Annotated in this window: 16 protein-coding genes; 4 read left to right on the top strand and 12 right to left on the bottom strand. The window is 44.7% G+C overall.

Features of this window, described 5'->3' with window-relative positions:
- Positions 1-6: 6 nt before the first annotated feature.
- From AC1DM9_RS22785 to AC1DM9_RS22775, 3 genes are all read right to left on the bottom strand, one after another.
- Positions 7-1,425: a DEAD/DEAH box helicase gene (locus AC1DM9_RS22785; RefSeq protein WP_477582377.1), complete on the bottom strand. Its 1,419-nt coding sequence runs from the start codon at positions 1,423-1,425 to the stop codon at positions 7-9.
- A 25-nt stretch (positions 1,426-1,450) separates the two neighbouring features.
- Entirely contained in the window at positions 1,451-2,224 is a 774-nt protein-coding gene (locus AC1DM9_RS22780; RefSeq protein ID WP_076267828.1) for an SDR family NAD(P)-dependent oxidoreductase, read from the bottom strand.
- 77 nt (positions 2,225-2,301) lie between these two features.
- A complete protein-coding gene (locus AC1DM9_RS22775; protein WP_054028542.1) occupies positions 2,302-2,763 on the bottom strand; it encodes a chemotaxis protein CheX in 462 nt (153 codons plus the stop codon).
- A gap of 167 nt (positions 2,764-2,930) precedes the next feature.
- Between AC1DM9_RS22775 and AC1DM9_RS22770 the strand changes: the two genes are divergently transcribed.
- Positions 2,931-3,941: a zinc dependent phospholipase C family protein gene (locus AC1DM9_RS22770; protein WP_477582375.1), complete on the top strand. Its 1,011-nt coding sequence runs from the start codon at positions 2,931-2,933 to the stop codon at positions 3,939-3,941.
- Between the two features lie 43 nt (positions 3,942-3,984).
- Here the strand turns inward: AC1DM9_RS22770 and AC1DM9_RS22765 are convergent, their stop codons facing one another.
- Positions 3,985-4,983: an HRDC domain-containing protein gene (locus AC1DM9_RS22765; RefSeq protein ID WP_477582373.1), complete on the bottom strand. Its 999-nt coding sequence runs from the start codon at positions 4,981-4,983 to the stop codon at positions 3,985-3,987.
- A gap of 371 nt (positions 4,984-5,354) precedes the next feature.
- On the opposite strand from AC1DM9_RS22765, the gene AC1DM9_RS22760 reads away from it, so the two are divergent.
- Positions 5,355-6,506 carry a family 8 glycosyl hydrolase gene (locus AC1DM9_RS22760; RefSeq protein ID WP_477582371.1) on the top strand — a complete coding sequence of 384 codons (1,152 nt, stop codon included), beginning with the start codon at positions 5,355-5,357 and terminating at the stop codon, positions 6,504-6,506.
- Between the two features lie 72 nt (positions 6,507-6,578).
- On the opposite strand, the gene AC1DM9_RS22755 is transcribed toward AC1DM9_RS22760, so the two are convergent.
- From AC1DM9_RS22755 to AC1DM9_RS22725, 7 genes are all read right to left on the bottom strand, one after another.
- Positions 6,579-8,165 (bottom strand): extracellular solute-binding protein, encoded by a 1,587-nt coding sequence (locus AC1DM9_RS22755; RefSeq protein ID WP_477582369.1) that lies wholly within the window; start codon positions 8,163-8,165, stop codon positions 6,579-6,581.
- Positions 8,166-8,288: 123 nt separating this feature from the next.
- The gene (locus AC1DM9_RS22750) at positions 8,289-9,161 is read right to left on the bottom strand and encodes a carbohydrate ABC transporter permease (protein WP_477511026.1); all 873 of its coding nucleotides are present in this window, start codon (positions 9,159-9,161) and stop codon (positions 8,289-8,291) included.
- Positions 9,162-9,171: 10 nt separating this feature from the next.
- On the bottom strand, positions 9,172-10,119 hold the full coding sequence (locus AC1DM9_RS22745) for an ABC transporter permease (protein WP_477511027.1): 948 nt from the start codon (positions 10,117-10,119) through the stop codon (positions 9,172-9,174).
- Between the two features lie 208 nt (positions 10,120-10,327).
- The gene (locus AC1DM9_RS22740; protein ID WP_477582535.1) at positions 10,328-12,544 is read right to left on the bottom strand and encodes a helix-turn-helix domain-containing protein; all 2,217 of its coding nucleotides are present in this window, start codon (positions 12,542-12,544) and stop codon (positions 10,328-10,330) included.
- A gap of 137 nt (positions 12,545-12,681) precedes the next feature.
- A complete protein-coding gene (locus AC1DM9_RS22735; protein WP_477582366.1) occupies positions 12,682-13,923 on the bottom strand; it encodes a DUF6807 domain-containing protein in 1,242 nt (413 codons plus the stop codon).
- A gap of 13 nt (positions 13,924-13,936) precedes the next feature.
- Positions 13,937-15,091, bottom strand: a complete 1,155-nt coding sequence (locus AC1DM9_RS22730) for a Gfo/Idh/MocA family protein (RefSeq protein WP_441878924.1) — start codon at positions 15,089-15,091, stop codon at positions 13,937-13,939.
- Positions 15,092-15,247: 156 nt separating this feature from the next.
- Positions 15,248-15,934 (bottom strand): GntR family transcriptional regulator, encoded by a 687-nt coding sequence (locus tag AC1DM9_RS22725; RefSeq protein WP_441878926.1) that lies wholly within the window; start codon positions 15,932-15,934, stop codon positions 15,248-15,250.
- 125 nt (positions 15,935-16,059) lie between these two features.
- Here AC1DM9_RS22725 and AC1DM9_RS22720 point away from each other — a divergent pair, with 125 nt between their 5' ends.
- Complete coding sequence (locus tag AC1DM9_RS22720; RefSeq protein ID WP_179089790.1) at positions 16,060-16,356, top strand: DUF3055 domain-containing protein; 297 nt, start codon at positions 16,060-16,062, stop codon at positions 16,354-16,356.
- Between the two features lie 50 nt (positions 16,357-16,406).
- A complete protein-coding gene (locus AC1DM9_RS22715) occupies positions 16,407-16,685 on the top strand; it encodes a hypothetical protein (protein WP_339207766.1) in 279 nt (92 codons plus the stop codon).
- A 171-nt stretch (positions 16,686-16,856) separates the two neighbouring features.
- Here AC1DM9_RS22715 and AC1DM9_RS22710 read toward each other — a convergent pair whose 3' ends face one another.
- Positions 16,857-18,212 (bottom strand): dicarboxylate/amino acid:cation symporter, encoded by a 1,356-nt coding sequence (locus AC1DM9_RS22710; RefSeq protein ID WP_076267838.1) that lies wholly within the window; start codon positions 18,210-18,212, stop codon positions 16,857-16,859.
- Between the last annotated feature and the right edge of the window lie 162 nt (positions 18,213-18,374).

The following is an 18,374-nucleotide window of genomic DNA, read 5'->3' as shown; positions in this document are numbered from 1 at the left end:
AAATTTTTATGATTGTTCCTTATCGGCCTCGCGTTTAGCTTTCAACCACTTAGGAGCACCTTTGTTTTTGCCTTCGCGCTTTCGCTCCACTTTCTTAGGAGCAGGCTTCGCTGCTGGCTTTGGTTTCGGCGGAGCAGTTACTGCTTTCGTCTCTACAAGCTTCGTTTGTTTCGGAGCAGCAGCTGCACTTTTATTCTCTGCAGCTCGCTTCGTTTGCAACGCTTCTGAGCGATCTGCAAGCTTCGCTTCATGGCGAGCCGCAAACGGTTTTGTTGCTTCTCGCAGCTCTTCCTCGCTAAGAAGCTTTCCTCTGAACATTGTCCGTTCTGTCAATTCGATGCCCAGCTGCTTGCGGAATTTCTCCATAATAAACAGCTCCTGCGGCGTAACAATGGAAACGACTGTACCAGGACGTCCCATACGGCCCGTTCGTCCTGCACGATGCACATAATGATCCGCATCCGATGCAGGATCAAGCTGAATGACGAGCGGCAGACCTTCAATATCAAGGCCTCTAGCCGCAACATCCGTAGCTAGCAGCAGTTGGCAGCGACCCTCGCGAAAACGTGTCAATGTTGCTGCACGGCGCTGTTTATCCGCATCCCCATACAAAGCCTCAACAGTAAAGCCTTCATAGCTTAGCTTCGATTCCCAGTTGGAAATGTTGTCGGTATCATTTAGGAAAAGCAGCGCAGAGGTTGGGTTCAGCAAGCGAACAAGTCTTCTTACCGTATCGGTTTTATCACGCTTGTCGCTAACGATAAAGTAATTATCGATCGTTTGTGATACGGTATGCTCCGGCGTAACCTGAATGCGTTCCGGGTTTTTCATCCAGCGTCCTTCAAAACGAGCCATTTGATCCGGATATGTCGCGGAGAAAAAAGCAATTTGGTGCTCTTTACCGACACTATGCAAAATGATCTCTACCTCTTTTGTCGAGCCGAGCTGAAATACTTGATCCGCTTCATCAACTACAACATTTTTCACATCATTCAGCTTGAGCTTGCGCAGCTTAAGCAATTCGTGAATTCGCCCTGGTGTTCCAATAACCAGCTGCGGGCGCAGCTTCAATTTCTCTACCTGCCGCTTTAATGCAGCTCCGCCAATCAATTGCTGTACGCGAATGTTCAGCGGCTCCGCGTACACTTCTGCTACACGAACAATTTGCATCGCAAGCTCCTGTGTTGGAGCCAAAATAATCGCTTGAATCGCGCTTGAATGCGAATTCAGCTTCTGAAGAAGCGGCAACAAATACGCAAGCGTTTTACCTGTGCCCGTCTGCGACCTCGCTGAAACGTCGCTTCCTCCAAGCAGTATTGGAATCGTATTTGCCTGTACATCGGTTGGTTCAATAATTCCATTTGCTGTGAGCTTATCCGACAGCAGTTCATTAATTCCTATTTCATACCATGTGTGCTTACTCATTTTTAATCCTCTCTCATTTAAACCTTTATTTTCGATTTAACATACCGCCGAATAGCCGATCAATGGTTCGCGGCAGCAATTGATATAGTTTAATACCAAAAGCTGCGGTTTTCGGCAGGTCAAGCTCGGCTTTTCTCCGCTCGATTAAACGAATGATTTTTTTGACTACATATTCTGGCTTCATCATAAACCAATTGACATTTTTAACGTAAGAGCCGGAAGGATCAGCCAGCGAGAAAAAAGGCGTATCAATTGGACCTGGATTAACCGCTGATACCTGAATTCCCTGCTCCCGAAGCTCCATGCGAAGCGCATTAGTAAAGCCAAGCACAGCATGCTTTGTGGCTGTGTAGCTGGTTGATTTGGCAGTGCCTATTTTGCCTGCTAAAGATGCTATGTTTACAATATGTCCGCTTCCTTGCTTCACCATATGAGGAACAACTGCCTTCGTGCAGCGTACGATGCCTAGGTAGTTCGTGTCCATCATTTGCTCAAAGCTTTCCACATTCATGCTCATAAAATTCTCGAATTTGCCGTAGCCAGCGTTGTTCAGCAATACATCTATTTTACCATATTCCGCAATGACAGCTTCAACTGTTCGCTTCACCTGTTCATTATCGGTCACGTCCATCTGATAGAACGAGCTTTTCCCCTTTATTGCAGCGGAAATCTCCTTTAGCTTCGAGATGTTGCGTCCAGTCAAAACTGGGATCGCCCCCCGCTCAGCCAGCATTTTAGCCATTAACGCTCCGATTCCGCTTGATGCACCGGAGATGAAAATCACTTTGCCTCTTAACATCCATCATCACCCATTTACAATTTTACTTGATTGGTATTGCAGACGCAAAAAAAGCTCCCTAAGGAGCCATTTCTATGCTAAGATGCGATTAAAACTTGGATGTCGAGTTCTCCAATGCCTTCCATTATCAGTGGAATCGTCAACGCTTTTTGTGCGGTGAAGCCAGCTGATTGAGCAGACTGGATAACCTTCGGCGGTGTAATATCTACTCTCACCCCTTGATTAAACAGCATCGTACTCGCATTTCCGCTAATCATATTGCCAAGCTCAGAAATAGCACTCTTCACGATTTCGTCGATTTCAGAAATTACGTATCCGCCCATCATCGCAGAAACCATTTTCATAGCTACCTCTTCGCTAAGCCCGAATACAATGTCACCGTTCATCTGTCCGTTGAGCCCAATTTGAATCCAAATATAGTTCTCTACAAACTTGATATCCTTGAGACCTAGTTCTCCAGTCGCTGGACGTATTTGAACGACTTGCTCAATCACGATTTTTGCAGATTCAAGAAACGGGTTAATGTACTCTGCCTTCATAATGAAGATACGCTCCTTTTCGACAAAATTCGCGCTTTGTCTTGTTTAATTTATATTATACTTAATTCACTAGGACAAGTATACTATAAATAAAATATATGTATCTTTAGAACTATATTTTTAAAACGAAATCTGTAGAATATTGATAGGAATGGAGGTCCTCTTCTATGCCTAACGTATGGGCTCACTTCATTTTTGGACAACTTGTATTCGAGCGGCTTACCGAATGCGCACTAATTGAATCAGATGAGAAAAAAAATATATTTAACATGGGATGCCAAGGACCTGACTTTTTGTTCTATCATCGTTTTTTCCCTTGGCAGCGCAGCATAGCCTTAAATCGTTTAGGAACGGAAATGCATAACCGCAATTGCGGACCGGTACTTGTCGAAATGCTGGATAGTGTCGTCGGCAGACCCGCCTGCCCTAAACGTCCTGATTCTTCTATCCTATACACACTAGGATTCGTATTGCATCACATTCTCGATCGTAATCTTCATCCTTATGTATTTAGCAAATCAGGCTTTCGCAAATGGGATCATCAACGTTTTGAAATTATGATGGATACGATAATAGCGCGTGAGCTTTGGGGAATTGAAACGTGGAAAACTCCAGTCTGGAAGCATATCGATACGAAGGGAGCATTTCCTGCACCAATAGTGGACGCTTTCGAGTCGATTGCTGCCCTTTATTATGAAGAGCTGGCCCCGCTCATTAAACGTGAGGATTGGAACCAAGCGAATCGTGATTTCACTGCCGCGCAGCGTTTATTCCATGATCCGACTGGCATACGAAAAATACTAACATTTGGGCAAATCGAGCCTTTTACTTATAAAAGAGGGGCTATGCCCTTTGACGTATTAAATGTAGAAGAGCAGCCTTGGCTTGATCCAGTGGACGGCGCCACCTATCACAATGAGAGCGTTTGGCAGCTATGGAATCAAGCGTTAGATGATGCGGTTGAGGTTGTAAGCGCTATCCTCATTTGGCTAAGAGCCTATGAGCAGCCGCAGTTTACAAAAGAGGAGCGTTATCGTGTACGTCTCCTGCGAGAAGACGCCATCGCCCTTATAGACAATCGTTCCTATGAAACTGGACTTCATTGCGACTTTAATACTACGATCCGTTTTGCAGACACGGTTTGGACTGACCAAATCGGAATTATGAAGGCTCCTTGAGTAATGAAGGAGCCTTCTCTTGTCTTTCTTTTCCCCAAAAAAACTATACAGCCTTACTTGTCAGGCTTCTTCTAAAACGCAGCCTTATGAGCCTCAAGCGCTCATAAAGGACATCAACAGGCTTATTCAATTGCGAAGCTTCCAAAGTGCCATATACTTGCTGCAATACCGGCTTCAAATATTTATCGCCGACCAGCGAGAGAGCATCCCAGACCAGCTGCTGCTCATCATCTGGCATCTCTACGAGCTCCCGCGTAATCAGTGATTCCATATCGTAACCCTCTTGTTCTAATTGCTCGATTCGATCCATTAATTCGCGCCTTGACAGCTCTAGCTCCACGCCAAGCTGTTCAAGCGATCCACCCTGCTGTACCGCCGTCAAAATATGTTTTTTTGCCTGTTGGCGATCCATCTGAGATTTATATTTTGTTTCCTTTTGTTTATAAAGCCATTGTGTATAGGCGATTGAGTCTAATTTGTCACTTACCCATTGCAGTGGAAACTCAGTATCACGGTTAGCTTCACTTGTAATCTCCAGCACTTCTAATCCATAGGATGCATGCTTGGCGCTTCCCCAACCGGGAATTTGTGCTAATTCATCTGCCGTCTTCGGAACGAAGGCGCTGATCATCCACAACATGCGATTAGTAGCGACAAGATAAGCCGAACGCTTCTCAGCAATTGCTTTCGTACGCCGCCATTCACGAAGCTTCTGAAAAAGTTCTTGATTGGCATGAAGCTCGCCGTAGCATTGAAGCATAGTTACAAAGCTGCCAGTTGTAGAACGGCGATCGTCCAGCATGCCATCGATAATAGGCGCGTACCCTTCACCCATGACCCTTGCAATTCCATGACGGAATGCCACAATCATTTCCTCCCATGACGTTCCTTCAAACCAAGTGATCGGATCTTCGCTCTCCTCATTCAGCTCCACCCACAGCACTGCCCAAATGCCTTGATTCTCACAGATAGATAGCTGCGCGCTATCAACGCGCTGGCCTTCTCCAAGCTTCTCGAACGTGTTCAAAAATACGATTTGCATGTTTCTCATTCCTCCAATAAATAGATGTGGTCGCGAATCGGTTGAAGGCAAGGAAAGCGTCCGAACAATTAGGGAGAATGTCGGAAAACAACAAAAAGCACCTCCTCTGCCTGCGGCAAAGGAGGTGCTTCCTCACGTTTAATGATTCGATTGCTTTCATGCTATCATATTGATTTCTTTATTACAAGCATTTTGTTGCTGCAAAATCATGCTCTCAAACTTCCTTAATATGACCAAACCTTTAATAATTACAGTACTCTATAAACTTTATAGGGTAGGAACTCTGAACGATACAAGGTAAAGTTTTGGTGAAGTCAATTTCTCAGACATTTCCATGCAGTGAAAATTTAATATAAGGGGAGTAATACAAGATGTCGACGAAGCTGGGAACGGGTGCTTTTTTCACAGGAAACTACCGAAATTTGTTTAAGCTGTACGGTTACAGCCAAGAAGAAATTGAGAGACGTGTCGAGGATACTTGGGACAACCTGTTCGGCGGTAATGAAGATACGCGAATCTATTACGAGGCTGGCAGCGATATGGGGTATCTGTTAGATACCGGAAATATCGATGTTCGCACCGAAGGCATGTCCTATGGCATGATGATGGCTGTGCAGATGAACCGCAAAGATATCTTTGACCGCATATGGAAATGGACGATGACTTACATGTATATGAGCGAAGGTGAGAATGCCGGTTATTTCGCTTGGTCATGCAATACCGATGGCACCAAAAGATCATACGGTCCGGCGCCCGATGGCGAGGAATATTTTGCGCTTGCTCTCTTCTTCGCATCACACCGATGGGGCGATGGCTCTGTTCCTTTTAATTACGGAGCGCAAGCTCGGAACCTGCTTCACAGCTGTGTGCATAAGGGTGAAAATAACGACGGTTACCCGATGTGGGAGCCTGCCAATAAATTAATCAAATTTATTCCAAATTGCGACTATTCCGATCCATCCTACCATTTGCCGCACTTTTATGAGCTGTTTGCGCTGTGGGCTAATCCAGAAGACTGCAAGTTCTGGAAAGAAGCTGCAGCTGCGAGCAGAGATTATTTGAAGCTGTCATGCCATCCGGTTACTGGACTAGCACCCGAGTACGCCTATTACGACGGAACACCAAACAACGAGCGCGGATATGGTCATTTTTACAGCGACTCGTACCGTGTGGCCGCCAATATCGGCCTTGACACGGAATGGTTCGGCGTCGATCCATGGCAGTATGATGAGGCGAACCGGATTCAATCGTTTTTCTCAGGTATTGATCCGTCTGATTATAGACGTTATACGATAGCTGGCGAACCATTTGAGGAAAAATCACTTCATCCCGTCGGGCTGCTTGCCACAAACGCGATGGCTTCGCTTGCCGGTTTCGAAGGACCGCACGCCAAAGCTTGCGTTGATTTATTTTGGAACACGCCGCTTCGCACAGGTGACCGCCGCTATTACGACAACTGCCTCTATCTGTTTGCCATGCTAGCGCTTAGCGGCAGCTTTAAAATTTATATGCCAGCTGTATAACGTTTTGTCTCATCGTAATTGAAAAAGAACGGCCACCACTCCTTAATGGAGGGTAGCCGTTCTTTTTTCTCCTTACGGATTCTCAGCTTTAAACGCTGCTCGCTTCTCTTCCATTACTTCCTTGCCGCCAATTTTCATATAATCCGCTACTTCCTTATCGTAAACCTTGTCAAAATCCGCTGGTTTCGCAGTTAACACTTTAACAAATATTTCGTCGTCCTTTTCCTTCAGCGTTGTAGCATACTTGATCTCCGATTGAATCGGCGTCACCACACGAGGTTTAATGATTCCATCCTTCGATCCAGTCGCGATGCTTTCCACCGTAAAATCCTTGAAATTCGGATCGGACGCATTTGCTGTAATGTTCAGCAGCTCATCTGTTGTACTGACATATTTTCCGTTAAGAATGATACAGTAATCAAAATAGTTATATAAAGTCTGCTTCGCCTGATCGTTATCAAGCGTGATTGGCACGCCATCCTTCATCTCATATGTTACGCCTTCCGTACCGTTCTGAAGGGCAATAATATTGTCCGTTTCAGCCATCCAATTCAAATATTTAATGGCCGCTTCAGCATTTTTACTTGCTTTTGGTACCATGATGTATATGCCATTAGGCGAATAAATAGGTTTTGGTGTCTTGCCATCCGCGCTTGTGAACGGGTCGATTAACGCCAGCTTTGCATTCGGATCATTCTTTTGCAGCTCAGCATAATAGCCCATATAGACCGGCTCGTTGGTATTTGTTGTTGCCGAACCAATATACCCGTTCAGCAGGTTCTTCTGAAACTGCTGTGTATCCTTGCCCATATGGAGCGGAAAATCCGGATCCATAAGTCCCTCGTTGTACATCTTATTCAAGAAGCGGTACGCTTCCTTATTGCCCGGAATGAGCCACTCAGCTGATGCATAAAGATCCTCATCTGCGATTTTGTCCCATTCCCAGAACGAATATTGAATCGGATGCATATGGAAATAGTCGATCTGCCCATACGGAATCGCTTTATCACCGGATTTGCCAGGCTTTTTCTCTTTAAAAGCCTTCATCGTCTCATAGAACTGCTCCGTTGTTTTCGGCAGCGGCAACCCGAGCTCATCCAACCAATCCTGCCGGATAAAAGTCGAGCTCTGAGGCTGCAGAACGCGCTTAGCTGGAATTGTATACTGCTTGCCATCGAATACACCGTAGCTGAGCAGCTCCTCACCCAATACTTCCTTCAACTTTTGTCCATGCGCATCCAGCAGCGGACCAAGATCTGTCAGACCGCCGTTTTTTACGTATTGCTGTACCGTCGGCTGGTCATAAGTAAATACGATGTCAGGAGCCTGATTCGCAGCCATAAGCACGTTCAGCTTGTCTACCTCCTCTGAGCGAGGAACCGTAACGAATTCGACAGTAATATTATTTGGTTCACCAAAATTTTTCTGGATGTATTTTGTCATGTCGTTGTCGGTAATTTTCGGAGCTCCTGCCGGTGTATTGTTTCGGTCAAACAGCTCGATTCGAAGCTTAATTGGATCTCCCTTCGGTTTCTCGGTTGCTTCAGAGCCAGAATTGCTCGGTTTATTGCTTGCAGCATCCTTTTCTTTGACAGGCTCCTTATTTCCGTTTCCGCTGCTGCACGCAGACAACATGGATGTAATCAACAGCACTGCCATAAAGATTATCGTGAATTTACGCCTTGCTCTCCTCAACGCATTCAACTCCCTTTTATCATTTTTTAATCTATAGCAACTCCATGAAACGGGAGCTTTCGGCTCCAGCCTGTCCGAGAGTGACTATCAACCTTTGACGGCACCGATCATCATACCCGAAATAAAGTAACGCTGAAGCGCCGGATATACGAGCAAAATGGGAATGGTTGCGAACATGATCGAGGCAGCTTTAAGACTTTCCGGTATCGGTACCGAGGCATTAAGCCCCTCTGCTATCGCCATATCGTTAACTTGGCTGTTGATGACCATTTCGTACAGCTTTAATTGAAGTGGATAAAGCTCCGATTTGGTAATGTACAACAAGGCATCCATAAATCCGTTCCACCTGCCCACTGCGTAAAACAAGCTAAGTGTGGCCATGACCGGAAGCGACAGCGGCAGGATGACATGCCACAAAATTTTAAAATGGTTGGCTCCGTCCATCCGCGCCGACTCTTCCAGCTCTACTGGAATGGAGGAGAAAAAGGTCTTGATGATGAGCAAATAAAAGGCATTAACCATCCCCGGCAAAATGAGCGCCCAGATCGAATCAAGCAAATGCAAGTTTTTTACGAGTAAATATTCCGGTATCATTCCTCCGCTGAAAAACATCGTCAGGACGATAAGGAGAAGAAAAAAGTTTCTTCCCTTTAGGTTAGGCTTCGTCAAGGGATAGGCTGCCATAATCGTCATCAGCATCGATATAGCCGTGAACAAAACAACTAGTCCAATAGTAAAAAGTAAGGAATGGATCATCGCTGCATTGCCGAAAACAGCCTCGTAAGCGGAAAAATCGATTTCTACGGGTAGTATCGTAACTTTTCCTGATAGAATCGGCCCGTTGGCGCTTAACGATAAGGCGAAAATATGAAGCAGCGGCAGCAGGCAGAAGAGCCCCGCCGTTATGATTACGACCATGATCATTGCATCTACGATTTTGTCATTTCCATACGCTCTCATATCTGCCCTCCTACCAAATGCCTTGATCATTAACTTTTCTGGAAATATAATCGGCCGACAGCAGGAAAATAAGACCTACAACCGCTTGGAACAGACCGATAGCCGTTGCTATTGTATATCGTGCGGATTGAATTCCGATTTTGTATACATACGTGCTGATAACCTCAGACACATCGGTGACGAGAGGATTGCTAAGTACAAACGGCCGATCAAATCCAATGCTGGCCATATGTCCAATATTAATAATGAGTAGAATGATAATTGTCGGCTTGATCCCCGGCAGCGTGATATGCCAGATTTTACGCATTCGGCTTGCACCATCTACATCTGCCGCTTCGTAAAGATCCTTGTTAATTCCCGTTAACGCAGCGAGATAAATGATCGTTCCCCACCCAGCGCTCTGCCAAATACCTATGCCTAAATATGTAAGCACCCAGTAAACAGGCTCCGTAAGGAATGGAATGACCTTCATCCCTAAAGACTTCAGCAGATTGTTGACAATACCGTTATTGGTCGCCAGCAGCTGAATAGCCATCCCGCCGATGATGACCCATGATATAAAATGAGGCAAATAAAGAATCGTCTGTGCGCCTTTTTTGAACCATTTTATACGAAGCTCATTTAACAGTATCGCTAGTGCGATTGGAATCGGAAAACTTACGACAAGATCCAAGAAATTGAGTAGAAAGGTGTTGCGGAGCGCATTGTAAAAACCATCCATCTGAAATACTTCCCGGAACGTTTCGAAACCGACCCAGGGGCTTGCTAAAATGCCTTGAAACATGTTGTAGTCCTTAAATGCAATGACGACGCCCAGCATTGGTGTGTACTTAAAAATAATAAAATACGCCAAGGGCAGAAGCAGCAGCAGGTATAACTGCCAATCCCTGTACAGCGCTTTCATACGAACGCGCGGCACGGCCTTGACCTTCCTCTGGCGTTCCGTTGCAATCTGCATGGATGACCTCCTGACTCTTATTGGAAGCAAATATTTCGGCTTGGTTCCAAATGTAACACGCGATTAAGAAATCGGATATTAACAAGAATCAGAGGCTTAACATAATCGGAAATCCCGCTATTCACGCGGACTTTACCATTTTCCGACGATTAACCTTTACGGAAGTAAAAAGAAAATCTGCCGATTAATTCGGCAGATTTGTTGCCATTCATTCGTTTAACCGATAAATGGTTCGATATTCACCTGGCGGTAGATTAAACAATTTTTTGAAAGCGCGGTGGAAGGAAATGACGTGTGTGTAGCCCACCTGTTCAGCAATCCATTGGATAGGCTCATCTGTTTCAAGCAGCATGTTCTTCGCATGTGCGAATCTTACCTTTAGCAAATAATCGATAAAATTTTCACCAAGCTCCTCTTTAAACAAATGACTAACGCTTCTCGCGCTTAGACCAAGCTTCTCGCTGACTTGAATGAGAGACAAGCTCGGATCAGTGTAATGCTGGTCGATGTATTCCTTCGTTTGGAGGGCGATCGTATGATTTTTGCCATTCAGCCTTTTCTTATCCCTATCGCCCGCAAGTTCAGTCAAAACAGCCGCAAGCTGAATCTCAAGCTCGTCGATCGTCTCAGCATGCTGCGCGATTTGCCTGAACCTGCTTCGGTATTCGCTGCTCCATATCGTCTCGATATCACTTGGCAATGCTTCCATATCTTTCTCAAGCTGGCGGATTAGATTATGAATGAACGCTTCAATATCCGCGCGCGAGATTAACATGCCTTTCAACTTAAGAAAAATTCGGCTCAGCTTAATTTCCCATTGCCCGTCGTCCATCCGGCAAGAGCGTGACAGCTCCAATATGGATTGAAAGCACAGAAGTGTCTCTCCTGTTTGTTTTGTACATCTTAACCGGTTATCAATTACGCTGTTTGTGCCAAAAACAGCTTTATAGGATACATTCTCAGCAGCGCTGCGGTAAGCGGCAGCAATATCATGAATCGAATGGACGAAGTCTCCAATTCCGCAAGATACGGTTAACTCCAAATGCTCGTTCATCCACTTGCGGAATTCCTCGCATACTTGTACCAGCCTATCTTGAATGGACTCTGAGCTTTGCTGTAAAAGGACAACAAAAGCCATTCGCTGAGGCTCTGTCCATACGTGTTGGATCTGCAATTCCTTCTGCTGCATAAGCTCTCGAAAAGCGGATTCAATAAGAAATTTCAGCAGGTTTTGATCACTGGCTTTATATTTATCGGTAAATGCGGCAAAATGGTCAATTTCTAGAGCAATGACGCCAAGGTATTCATATGAATGCGGCAAGCCAAGTGCCGATGCCTGCTTTTTCCATTCCTGATCGGTCAGCATGGATCGTCCAACAAGCAGCTCCTGAAGGAGATTCCGTTGACGGAGCAGCAAATCCTCTTTATGCAGATGCTCATAATCAATCGATTTTTTCAATAAATGATCAATGGCGGTTTCGATGAATTTAAACTCGTTTCGGGGCATCTTAATGCCAAGCTCTTGGCTTTTGCGAGCCGCATATCCGTCGATTTTACCCATGATGGTCTGGATCGGCTTGTAAGAGACATGCGTAATAAAAGTAAACCATACTAAGGCAAGTATGATGATGATAAATACGATAATAAACCACATGTTGGAAAACAATGAGAGGGCGGAAAATTCGTTGGCATGCACGCTGTCTGCATAGTATTGCCAACCGGTGTATGGGGAGCTGGCATAAATACCGCCTTCCTTGGCAGAAGGCAGAGTGGACTCAAACGGCTTCTTCTCCCAATCGAGAAGTTGAATCGTGCCGCCGTATCCATTGAATTGATTCATAAAATCGATGATGGAGCTTACGTTAAGATTGACGACCACCGCTCCCTGCTTATCAGACGCGAATGGGTAAGCCTTTACCAGTGAAACAACCTTGCGAGTGGAATCATCAAGGATAGATTGACTATACTCTCTTGGGCTCGTCCAGCCCATTGCAGCCGATCTTGATTGATGCGAATCGAAAAAAGGTTTGTCCTTAAACGCCTCGAGCTTGACCATCCCTGCTTCGGATAATACTTTTCCAATATGATCACTGTAAATATAAATGGAATTAACGAACGGCAAAGATGAGGATATTTCAACTAACTTTTTTTGAATTACGAAGTAATCATACAGTGACTTGGGCTTTTCATTAAAAAAGGCTTGCAGCGTTTTGTCCGTCTGCATTTCCCTTACCACATTGCGCTCAATCAGTTGCAAGTTGGCGTCCACATTTTGCATCGTCTGCTCCACGATCGCTTGATTCGTTTCTAAATACTTCTTCTCCGACGAATGATTTAACGTTGAAAAAAACAAAAAGATAACTGATGAAATAACAAAGAAAAATATCGGTGTATACGACAGCATCATCCGGTAATACCAGTTCATCTTCAAATGAACCAACCTCCCGTCCATTTATGAAGCGCTTACAATTAGAGAGATGTTTCTATTTTCTGCTTCTAGCCAACCTCTACCTGCAAAGGAAAGAAACCGCGAATACGCGGCCTCCTCCATGCAGTTGTTGATTATGCCTTAGACCATGAAGCTAGCTGCCGGTCATGTTCGGCGTATTCACTGTATCTGTCCTTTACTCCGCCTTTTTCTGTGTTCCCCTCATGAATGTAAATACGGTGCTTCATCGTTATTGCATCTCCACCTGGCAAAAGCTTACCGCCGCAGAAATGGAAATTCGCAGGTGTGAAAGGGCCATAATCACGAACAAACCATTGAGAAGCAAAAGTTTCATTTTCCGGATGGGAGAAAACCGCAATACCTGCCTCGGTGTACTGCTTGACCACTTCATCTCCGTCTCGCTGCATGCTGAGAAACAGTTCACCGCTGTAGTCGACCCATTCCGTCACAGAACCAAAAATGTCCGCCTCACCTTTTTTCCCTTCGGCAGACGTGAGGCCACCTCGATGGTGTCCGCTAATTTGCTCGTTAACGCGAATAAATGGAAATCCGCCTTCTTTGGTATCTCCGAACCGGACATCGCCGTTCACGGCATACAACTGTGTTGTTAGATCCATATATCTCGATTCTGGAGGCAGATTATAAATGCGGACACTTCGAGCTTCCGTTAGAAGAAGGCGTCCATTCTCATCCAACCAGTCGATCAGTGCCGTCATTTGCCCAAAAACAGGACCGCTTGCAAGCACAACAAATGTCCGGTGCACCTGCCTGCCTTCACCGCGAAACTCGTGATACAGCTTATGACTGTTCACATCATCGTGTCCCCACCATAACCCGTGATGATGAAGATGATCGTCCGGCCCATCATGGATCAGTGTCTTTCCATGCGGTCCGATTAAGGGGTAAAAGTAAGGTTTCGCACTCGTAGCCGCATATAGGTACCGAGTAAAAAGTTTACCCTCAATGCTTACGACAACTCTCGCATTATCTTCCTGATGATCGAGATACACCCCAGGCAGCTCGCTCCAAGGATTATGCTTCAGGTCTGCTGGAGCAGCAGTTGAAGCAGCTTTTAATTCAAATAACAAATGGGTCTCCAGCGGCAATGAAACGTCCTGTACCAGTATATAAAGCGCACATTCAGCAATTGCACCTTGCGGCCCTGCTGACATGGCATACGGGCTTAACTGACATGCAAACGAAAGACCTGCCGAATGATTAACTGCGAATAGATTACAATTTCCTGACCATTCCAAAAGCCGCTTAAACATTGTTTCTTCCATTTCTACTCGAACAACGGCTGGCAGCGGAGTGCCTGCATGAATGGAAAGCTCCAGCGATTCGTCGAACGTCATATCGGATCCCCTCCTATTTGCTTTCTCCGCTTACCGTAATTTGATTGCTGCTGAACGCTGCAACGGAGTTTTTCTTCTCATAGAAGTGAGTCGCTGACGCCATAATCCCTTCCCGTGTATAAAAAGGGCTGTCTGGTCGAATAGGCAGCTCAACAGTTGTCCCTGTGCTGGAAGCTTGATAAATAGCAGTAATAAGCTCAAGCGTTTTTCTTCCTTCCACTCCCGTTACGAGTACTTCACCGCTGCCGTTTTCTATCGCGGTTATAACATTATCCAGCTGACCTTTGTGCCCTACATAGGTTAAGGAAGCTGTACCATCTGCAACAGCTGCAATTTGCCGCTCCAATTCCGGGTTTTCAATAGGAAAACCGTTTTCCTGTGCAGATGAAGCGGTCACCTGCCATGGCATCGATACACGCGCTTTCTCACCTTGGAAAATAAGCTTTTGCTCTTGTCCGTGATGAACGACGGAGCTTGTGATTTGAGCAATCGCTCGCGGATAGGACAAAATCGCTACCGACAAATCCTCAACTTCCGCATTATCATGGGAAGTATTAGCCATAATGGCCGTCACTTTATCAGGCATACCCATCATCCATTGGAACATATCGATGTGATGTACGGCATGGTTGAGCGTACAGCCTCCGCCTTCCTTCTCCCAAGTTCCGCGCCACCACAAATCGTAATATGTATATCCTCGCCACCAAAAGGAATCAACCTGCGCATGCACGATTCGTCCTGCAAGCCCAGAATCAAGCACGCTCTTAAGCTTCATGACCGCATCGCCAAATCGATTCTGGCTTATGACAGAAAGAATTTTTCCTGATGCGGCAGCGGCTTCGTTCATTCTATCGCATTCAGCCAGTGAAGATGCCATTGGCTTCTCGACAATGACATGTTTTCCTGCTTGCAGGAAGTCTACGGAAAGATCAGCGTGTGTATAGGGCGGCGTGCAAATCGAAACCAAATCGATATCATCACGCGACAGCAAATTTTTGTAATCGTTTACAATTTCACAATTCAATTGAAACTTCTTTTTTTTGTCCTGCGCGCTTGCATCATTAATATCGTATAAAGCAACAATACTGCAGCGGTTCCCAAGTGCCAGATAAGCTTCGATATGAGCAGACGATATTGAGCCGGTTCCAATAATCGCAACACGAATCATATAATTCCATCTCCTTAGTCATTTTCTTAACTGATAATACTAGTATACAATTAATTCAGACAAGTGCATATGCCTTTTTTATATGAATATATATAGCAAAATCAAAAAAACAGCCGACACCTCCTATGAGGATGCCTGCCGTTTCATTGTACATGATTACTTAAAATACGCGGGGTGTTTCTCTTTCAGCTCATCCTTCTCCAGTTGAAAACGATTCAAATGCTCATGCATCACTTTTTCCGCCGCATCTGCGTCCTTGTCCTTAATTGCCGTTACGATTGCACGGTGCTGGCTCAAAATGATGTGCCAATCATCGTTTGCAGCAAGGCGCAGCATCCTCACCCTCTGGTAATGGGCGCTAAGCTCTTGAAGCAGCTTCCATGTGCGGAGCTTCCCACATCCGATGATAATCGTTTTGTGAAACTCATCGTCGAGCTCAAACAATCGCTTATAGTTTTTTTCTTCGATACAGAGCTCTTGCAGGGCAATCAAATTTAGCAGCTGCAGCACTTGTTCAGCCTTAAGCTGCTCGCATGCCAGCCTGACGATTGTACTTTCCAGCGTTTCCCGCACGAAGCGTGACTCTTCCACCATATCCAGATCAATAAGAGAAATAAATGAACCTCGCTGGGGTATCGTTTCAATAAGTCCCTCTTGCGAAAGCTTAACGAATGCCTCTCTAATGGGTGTTCTGCTCACCTTCAGCATCTCGATTATATCTTTTTCTGAAATAAAACGGCCCGGCTCCAGTTTCAAATCCAATATATCTGATTTCAGCTTATCGTATACATAGTCACGAATAGATCCTTTTGCATCACGCGACGATTCGGAATTGTAGTTCATATCATTGTATCCCTCCTGATGGCACTGCTATTACTAATGTACCATAGCTTGTATAAACTGCAATAAGCCAAAGCAGAACATAATATTGTATAATGATTGTATTAATGAATTGGAGGCTATACTTTATGCTGTTGCCTGATTTTGATTTTATGTCCGATTCCACGGAAGAAACGTCTACAAGATACGTCACTTTTATTGGACCTAGCTTGAAGCGATTCGACCTTGCTATTACTTCCACTAGCCGTTTTTACGGCAAAAAACTAATTACTGACCTTCAGTTTGGCAAAACAGCGATTATCGGTCCTGATGACCTTGAAGAGGAAGGTTATCTTGAACATACGTTTAAGCTGACAGAAGAAGAAGCGGCTGAGCTCGCTCAATTCTTATACTTTGTTGTTGGAACGGTGCATTTTACCGATTAATCAGGGTACACTGAAATGGTAAACTAATACCATTTGAGAGGAGTCTGCTGATGGATCGATTTGTTCCTGAAAATCGCCAGCCCTATACAGATGTATCAACAGTAGAATCGCAGCGCAACGATCTCATTCCGGAGGAGTTTCCGGATGGACCGTATGGCTCTGATCTGCTGATGGAATCGCTAGGAAAAAGTACGCCTTGGAGAGTGGATCAGCGACCATCCAATCGCTTCGCTTATGAGAATCGAGCGCTTCATGCAGGAATGCCTCGTGACTATCCAGGTGAAGATGAATACGACCATGATTTTCCTGAAGTACATGATGAACCTTAAACCAAGCAAAAACGCCTTCGGCGTCCTTAGACGCTGAAGTAGCTTTGACGGTGAAATATAAGATAAGTATGAGAAAATTATATACTTTCTTATATTTAAACAAAGCCCTTGGATAACACGTGATATCACGTGTTTCCAAGGGCTTTTTTCCAAGCTTATTTATACGTTTGTTTATGCAGGATTAAGCTCTAGGTCATCTTCGTCACCGCGATTGAATGCTTCACGATCGAATTCGCCTTCGGAATCTGCTACAAGCAATGCAGTAACCGTAGTACCCGTAGCATTAACAGCCGTACGACCCATATCAATTAGAGATTCAACAGCAACAACGAGTGCAATACCTTCTAGCGGTAAGCCAACTGCTGTCAATACAACTGTTGTCGAAATGGAAGCTGGACCTGGTACGCCTGCTACACCGATTGAAGAGATTACACTAACAAGTACGATAAGTACATAATCTGTTGCAGTAAGCGATACACCGTAAACTTGTGAGATGAATACTGCTACAACAGCCGGCCAAACACCGCCGCAGCCGTTAAAGTTCATTGTAGCGCCAAGCGGTGCTACAAAGCTCGCGATTTTTGGTGAAATGCGAAGGCGCTTCGTAATAACTTCAAGATTGACCGGAAGCGTTGCAAAGCTGCTGCGTGTTGTGAACGCTACCGCTACCGTAGGATATGCTTTTTTGAAAAATTTCAAAGGATTAACCTTAGCGACAAAAGATACAAGGCCGCCAAAGACGAATACAAAATGCAAGAGCAATGCGATATAAGTTACAAGAATTAACATGGCAAGCGGTTCGAGTGTTTCCCAACCATATCTAGCAGCCATAACTGCAATCAAGGCATACACACCATACGGTGTAAAGCGAAGAACGAACTTAACAACCTGGTGCATAATCACTGTTGCCGATTGAATGAACGCTTTGAACGGTTGAACAGAATCCGGATTTTTTGCTCCTACCTTAACGATTGCGATAGCAATGAATAGTGCGAAAATAAGAATTGGCACTACTTTACCCTCTGCAGCATCGTTAATCGGATTCGAAGGCACTTGATCCAATATCACTTTGAAAAAGCTTGGAACTTCACGCGCTTCAAAATTTTCAGGTGTTTTAAGCTCGAAGCCTGCACCCGGATTAATAGCAGATGCTACTAGAAGTCCGATAATTGCGGCTACACCTGTCGTTGCAAGAAACCAACTGATCGTCTTAACGCTAAGCTTGCGTAGAAACTCAAGATTCGTAATCGAGATAATACTGTTAATAACGAGAACAAATACGAGCGGAATAACGATCATCTTAATTAAATTAATGTAGATGGAGCCGATCGTACCTACGCCCTCAGTATCTAGTTTAAAGTTGTTAAAAATGATACCTGCCACAAGGCCAAGGCCAAGTGCGACCAATACCCTCGTTCCGAAGCTTACACGTTTTTTGGCCATAAAATAAAGACCGCCAAGTATTATTGCTGATACAACTAAACTGATCCAGTTTGTTTCAATTGCTGTCAATAAATTATTTTCCATAATACAACAATCATCCTTTCTGTCTACACATTATGATTAATAGCAAAAATTAACTCTTAAAATCAATTTCGTTTTAATTCCGATAAGAATACTCTACTTTGCAGAAACAAATATATCATCGTTCTCAAACTTATGTCAATATGATTTTTCCACAGCTTCCAG

Source organism: Paenibacillus sp. 01T431 (assembly GCF_056398625.1).
Note: the sequence above shows the minus strand (reverse complement) of the source record. Positions and strands in the feature narration are given on the sequence as shown.

Bases quoted from the DNA above. Each gene is read 5' to 3' on its own strand.
- AC1DM9_RS22785 (WP_477582377.1), bottom strand. From the start codon at position 1,425: ATGAGTAAGCACACATGGTATGAAATAGGAATTAATGAACTGCTGTCG.
- AC1DM9_RS22735 (WP_477582366.1), bottom strand. From the start codon at position 13,923: ATGACGTTCGACGAATCGCTGGAGCTTTCCATTCATGCAGGCACTCCG.
- AC1DM9_RS22770 (WP_477582375.1), top strand. From the start codon at position 2,931: ATGCCTAACGTATGGGCTCACTTCATTTTTGGACAACTTGTATTCGAG.
- AC1DM9_RS22775 (WP_054028542.1), bottom strand. From the start codon at position 2,763: ATGAAGGCAGAGTACATTAACCCGTTTCTTGAATCTGCAAAAATCGTG.
- AC1DM9_RS22730 (WP_441878924.1), bottom strand. From the start codon at position 15,091: ATGATTCGTGTTGCGATTATTGGAACCGGCTCAATATCGTCTGCTCAT.
- AC1DM9_RS22780 (WP_076267828.1), bottom strand. From the start codon at position 2,224: ATGTTAAGAGGCAAAGTGATTTTCATCTCCGGTGCATCAAGCGGAATC.
- AC1DM9_RS22710 (WP_076267838.1), bottom strand. From the start codon at position 18,212: ATGGAAAATAATTTATTGACAGCAATTGAAACAAACTGGATCAGTTTA.
- AC1DM9_RS22755 (WP_477582369.1), bottom strand. From the start codon at position 8,165: ATGGCAGTGCTGTTGATTACATCCATGTTGTCTGCGTGCAGCAGCGGA.
- AC1DM9_RS22765 (WP_477582373.1), bottom strand. From the start codon at position 4,983: ATGCAAATCGTATTTTTGAACACGTTCGAGAAGCTTGGAGAAGGCCAG.
- AC1DM9_RS22715 (WP_339207766.1), top strand. From the start codon at position 16,407: ATGGATCGATTTGTTCCTGAAAATCGCCAGCCCTATACAGATGTATCA.
- AC1DM9_RS22720 (WP_179089790.1), top strand. From the start codon at position 16,060: ATGCTGTTGCCTGATTTTGATTTTATGTCCGATTCCACGGAAGAAACG.
- AC1DM9_RS22750 (WP_477511026.1), bottom strand. From the start codon at position 9,161: ATGAGAGCGTATGGAAATGACAAAATCGTAGATGCAATGATCATGGTC.
- AC1DM9_RS22725 (WP_441878926.1), bottom strand. From the start codon at position 15,934: ATGAACTACAATTCCGAATCGTCGCGTGATGCAAAAGGATCTATTCGT.
- AC1DM9_RS22745 (WP_477511027.1), bottom strand. From the start codon at position 10,119: ATGCAGATTGCAACGGAACGCCAGAGGAAGGTCAAGGCCGTGCCGCGC.
- AC1DM9_RS22760 (WP_477582371.1), top strand. From the start codon at position 5,355: ATGTCGACGAAGCTGGGAACGGGTGCTTTTTTCACAGGAAACTACCGA.
- AC1DM9_RS22740 (WP_477582535.1), bottom strand. From the start codon at position 12,544: ATGAACTGGTATTACCGGATGATGCTGTCGTATACACCGATATTTTTC.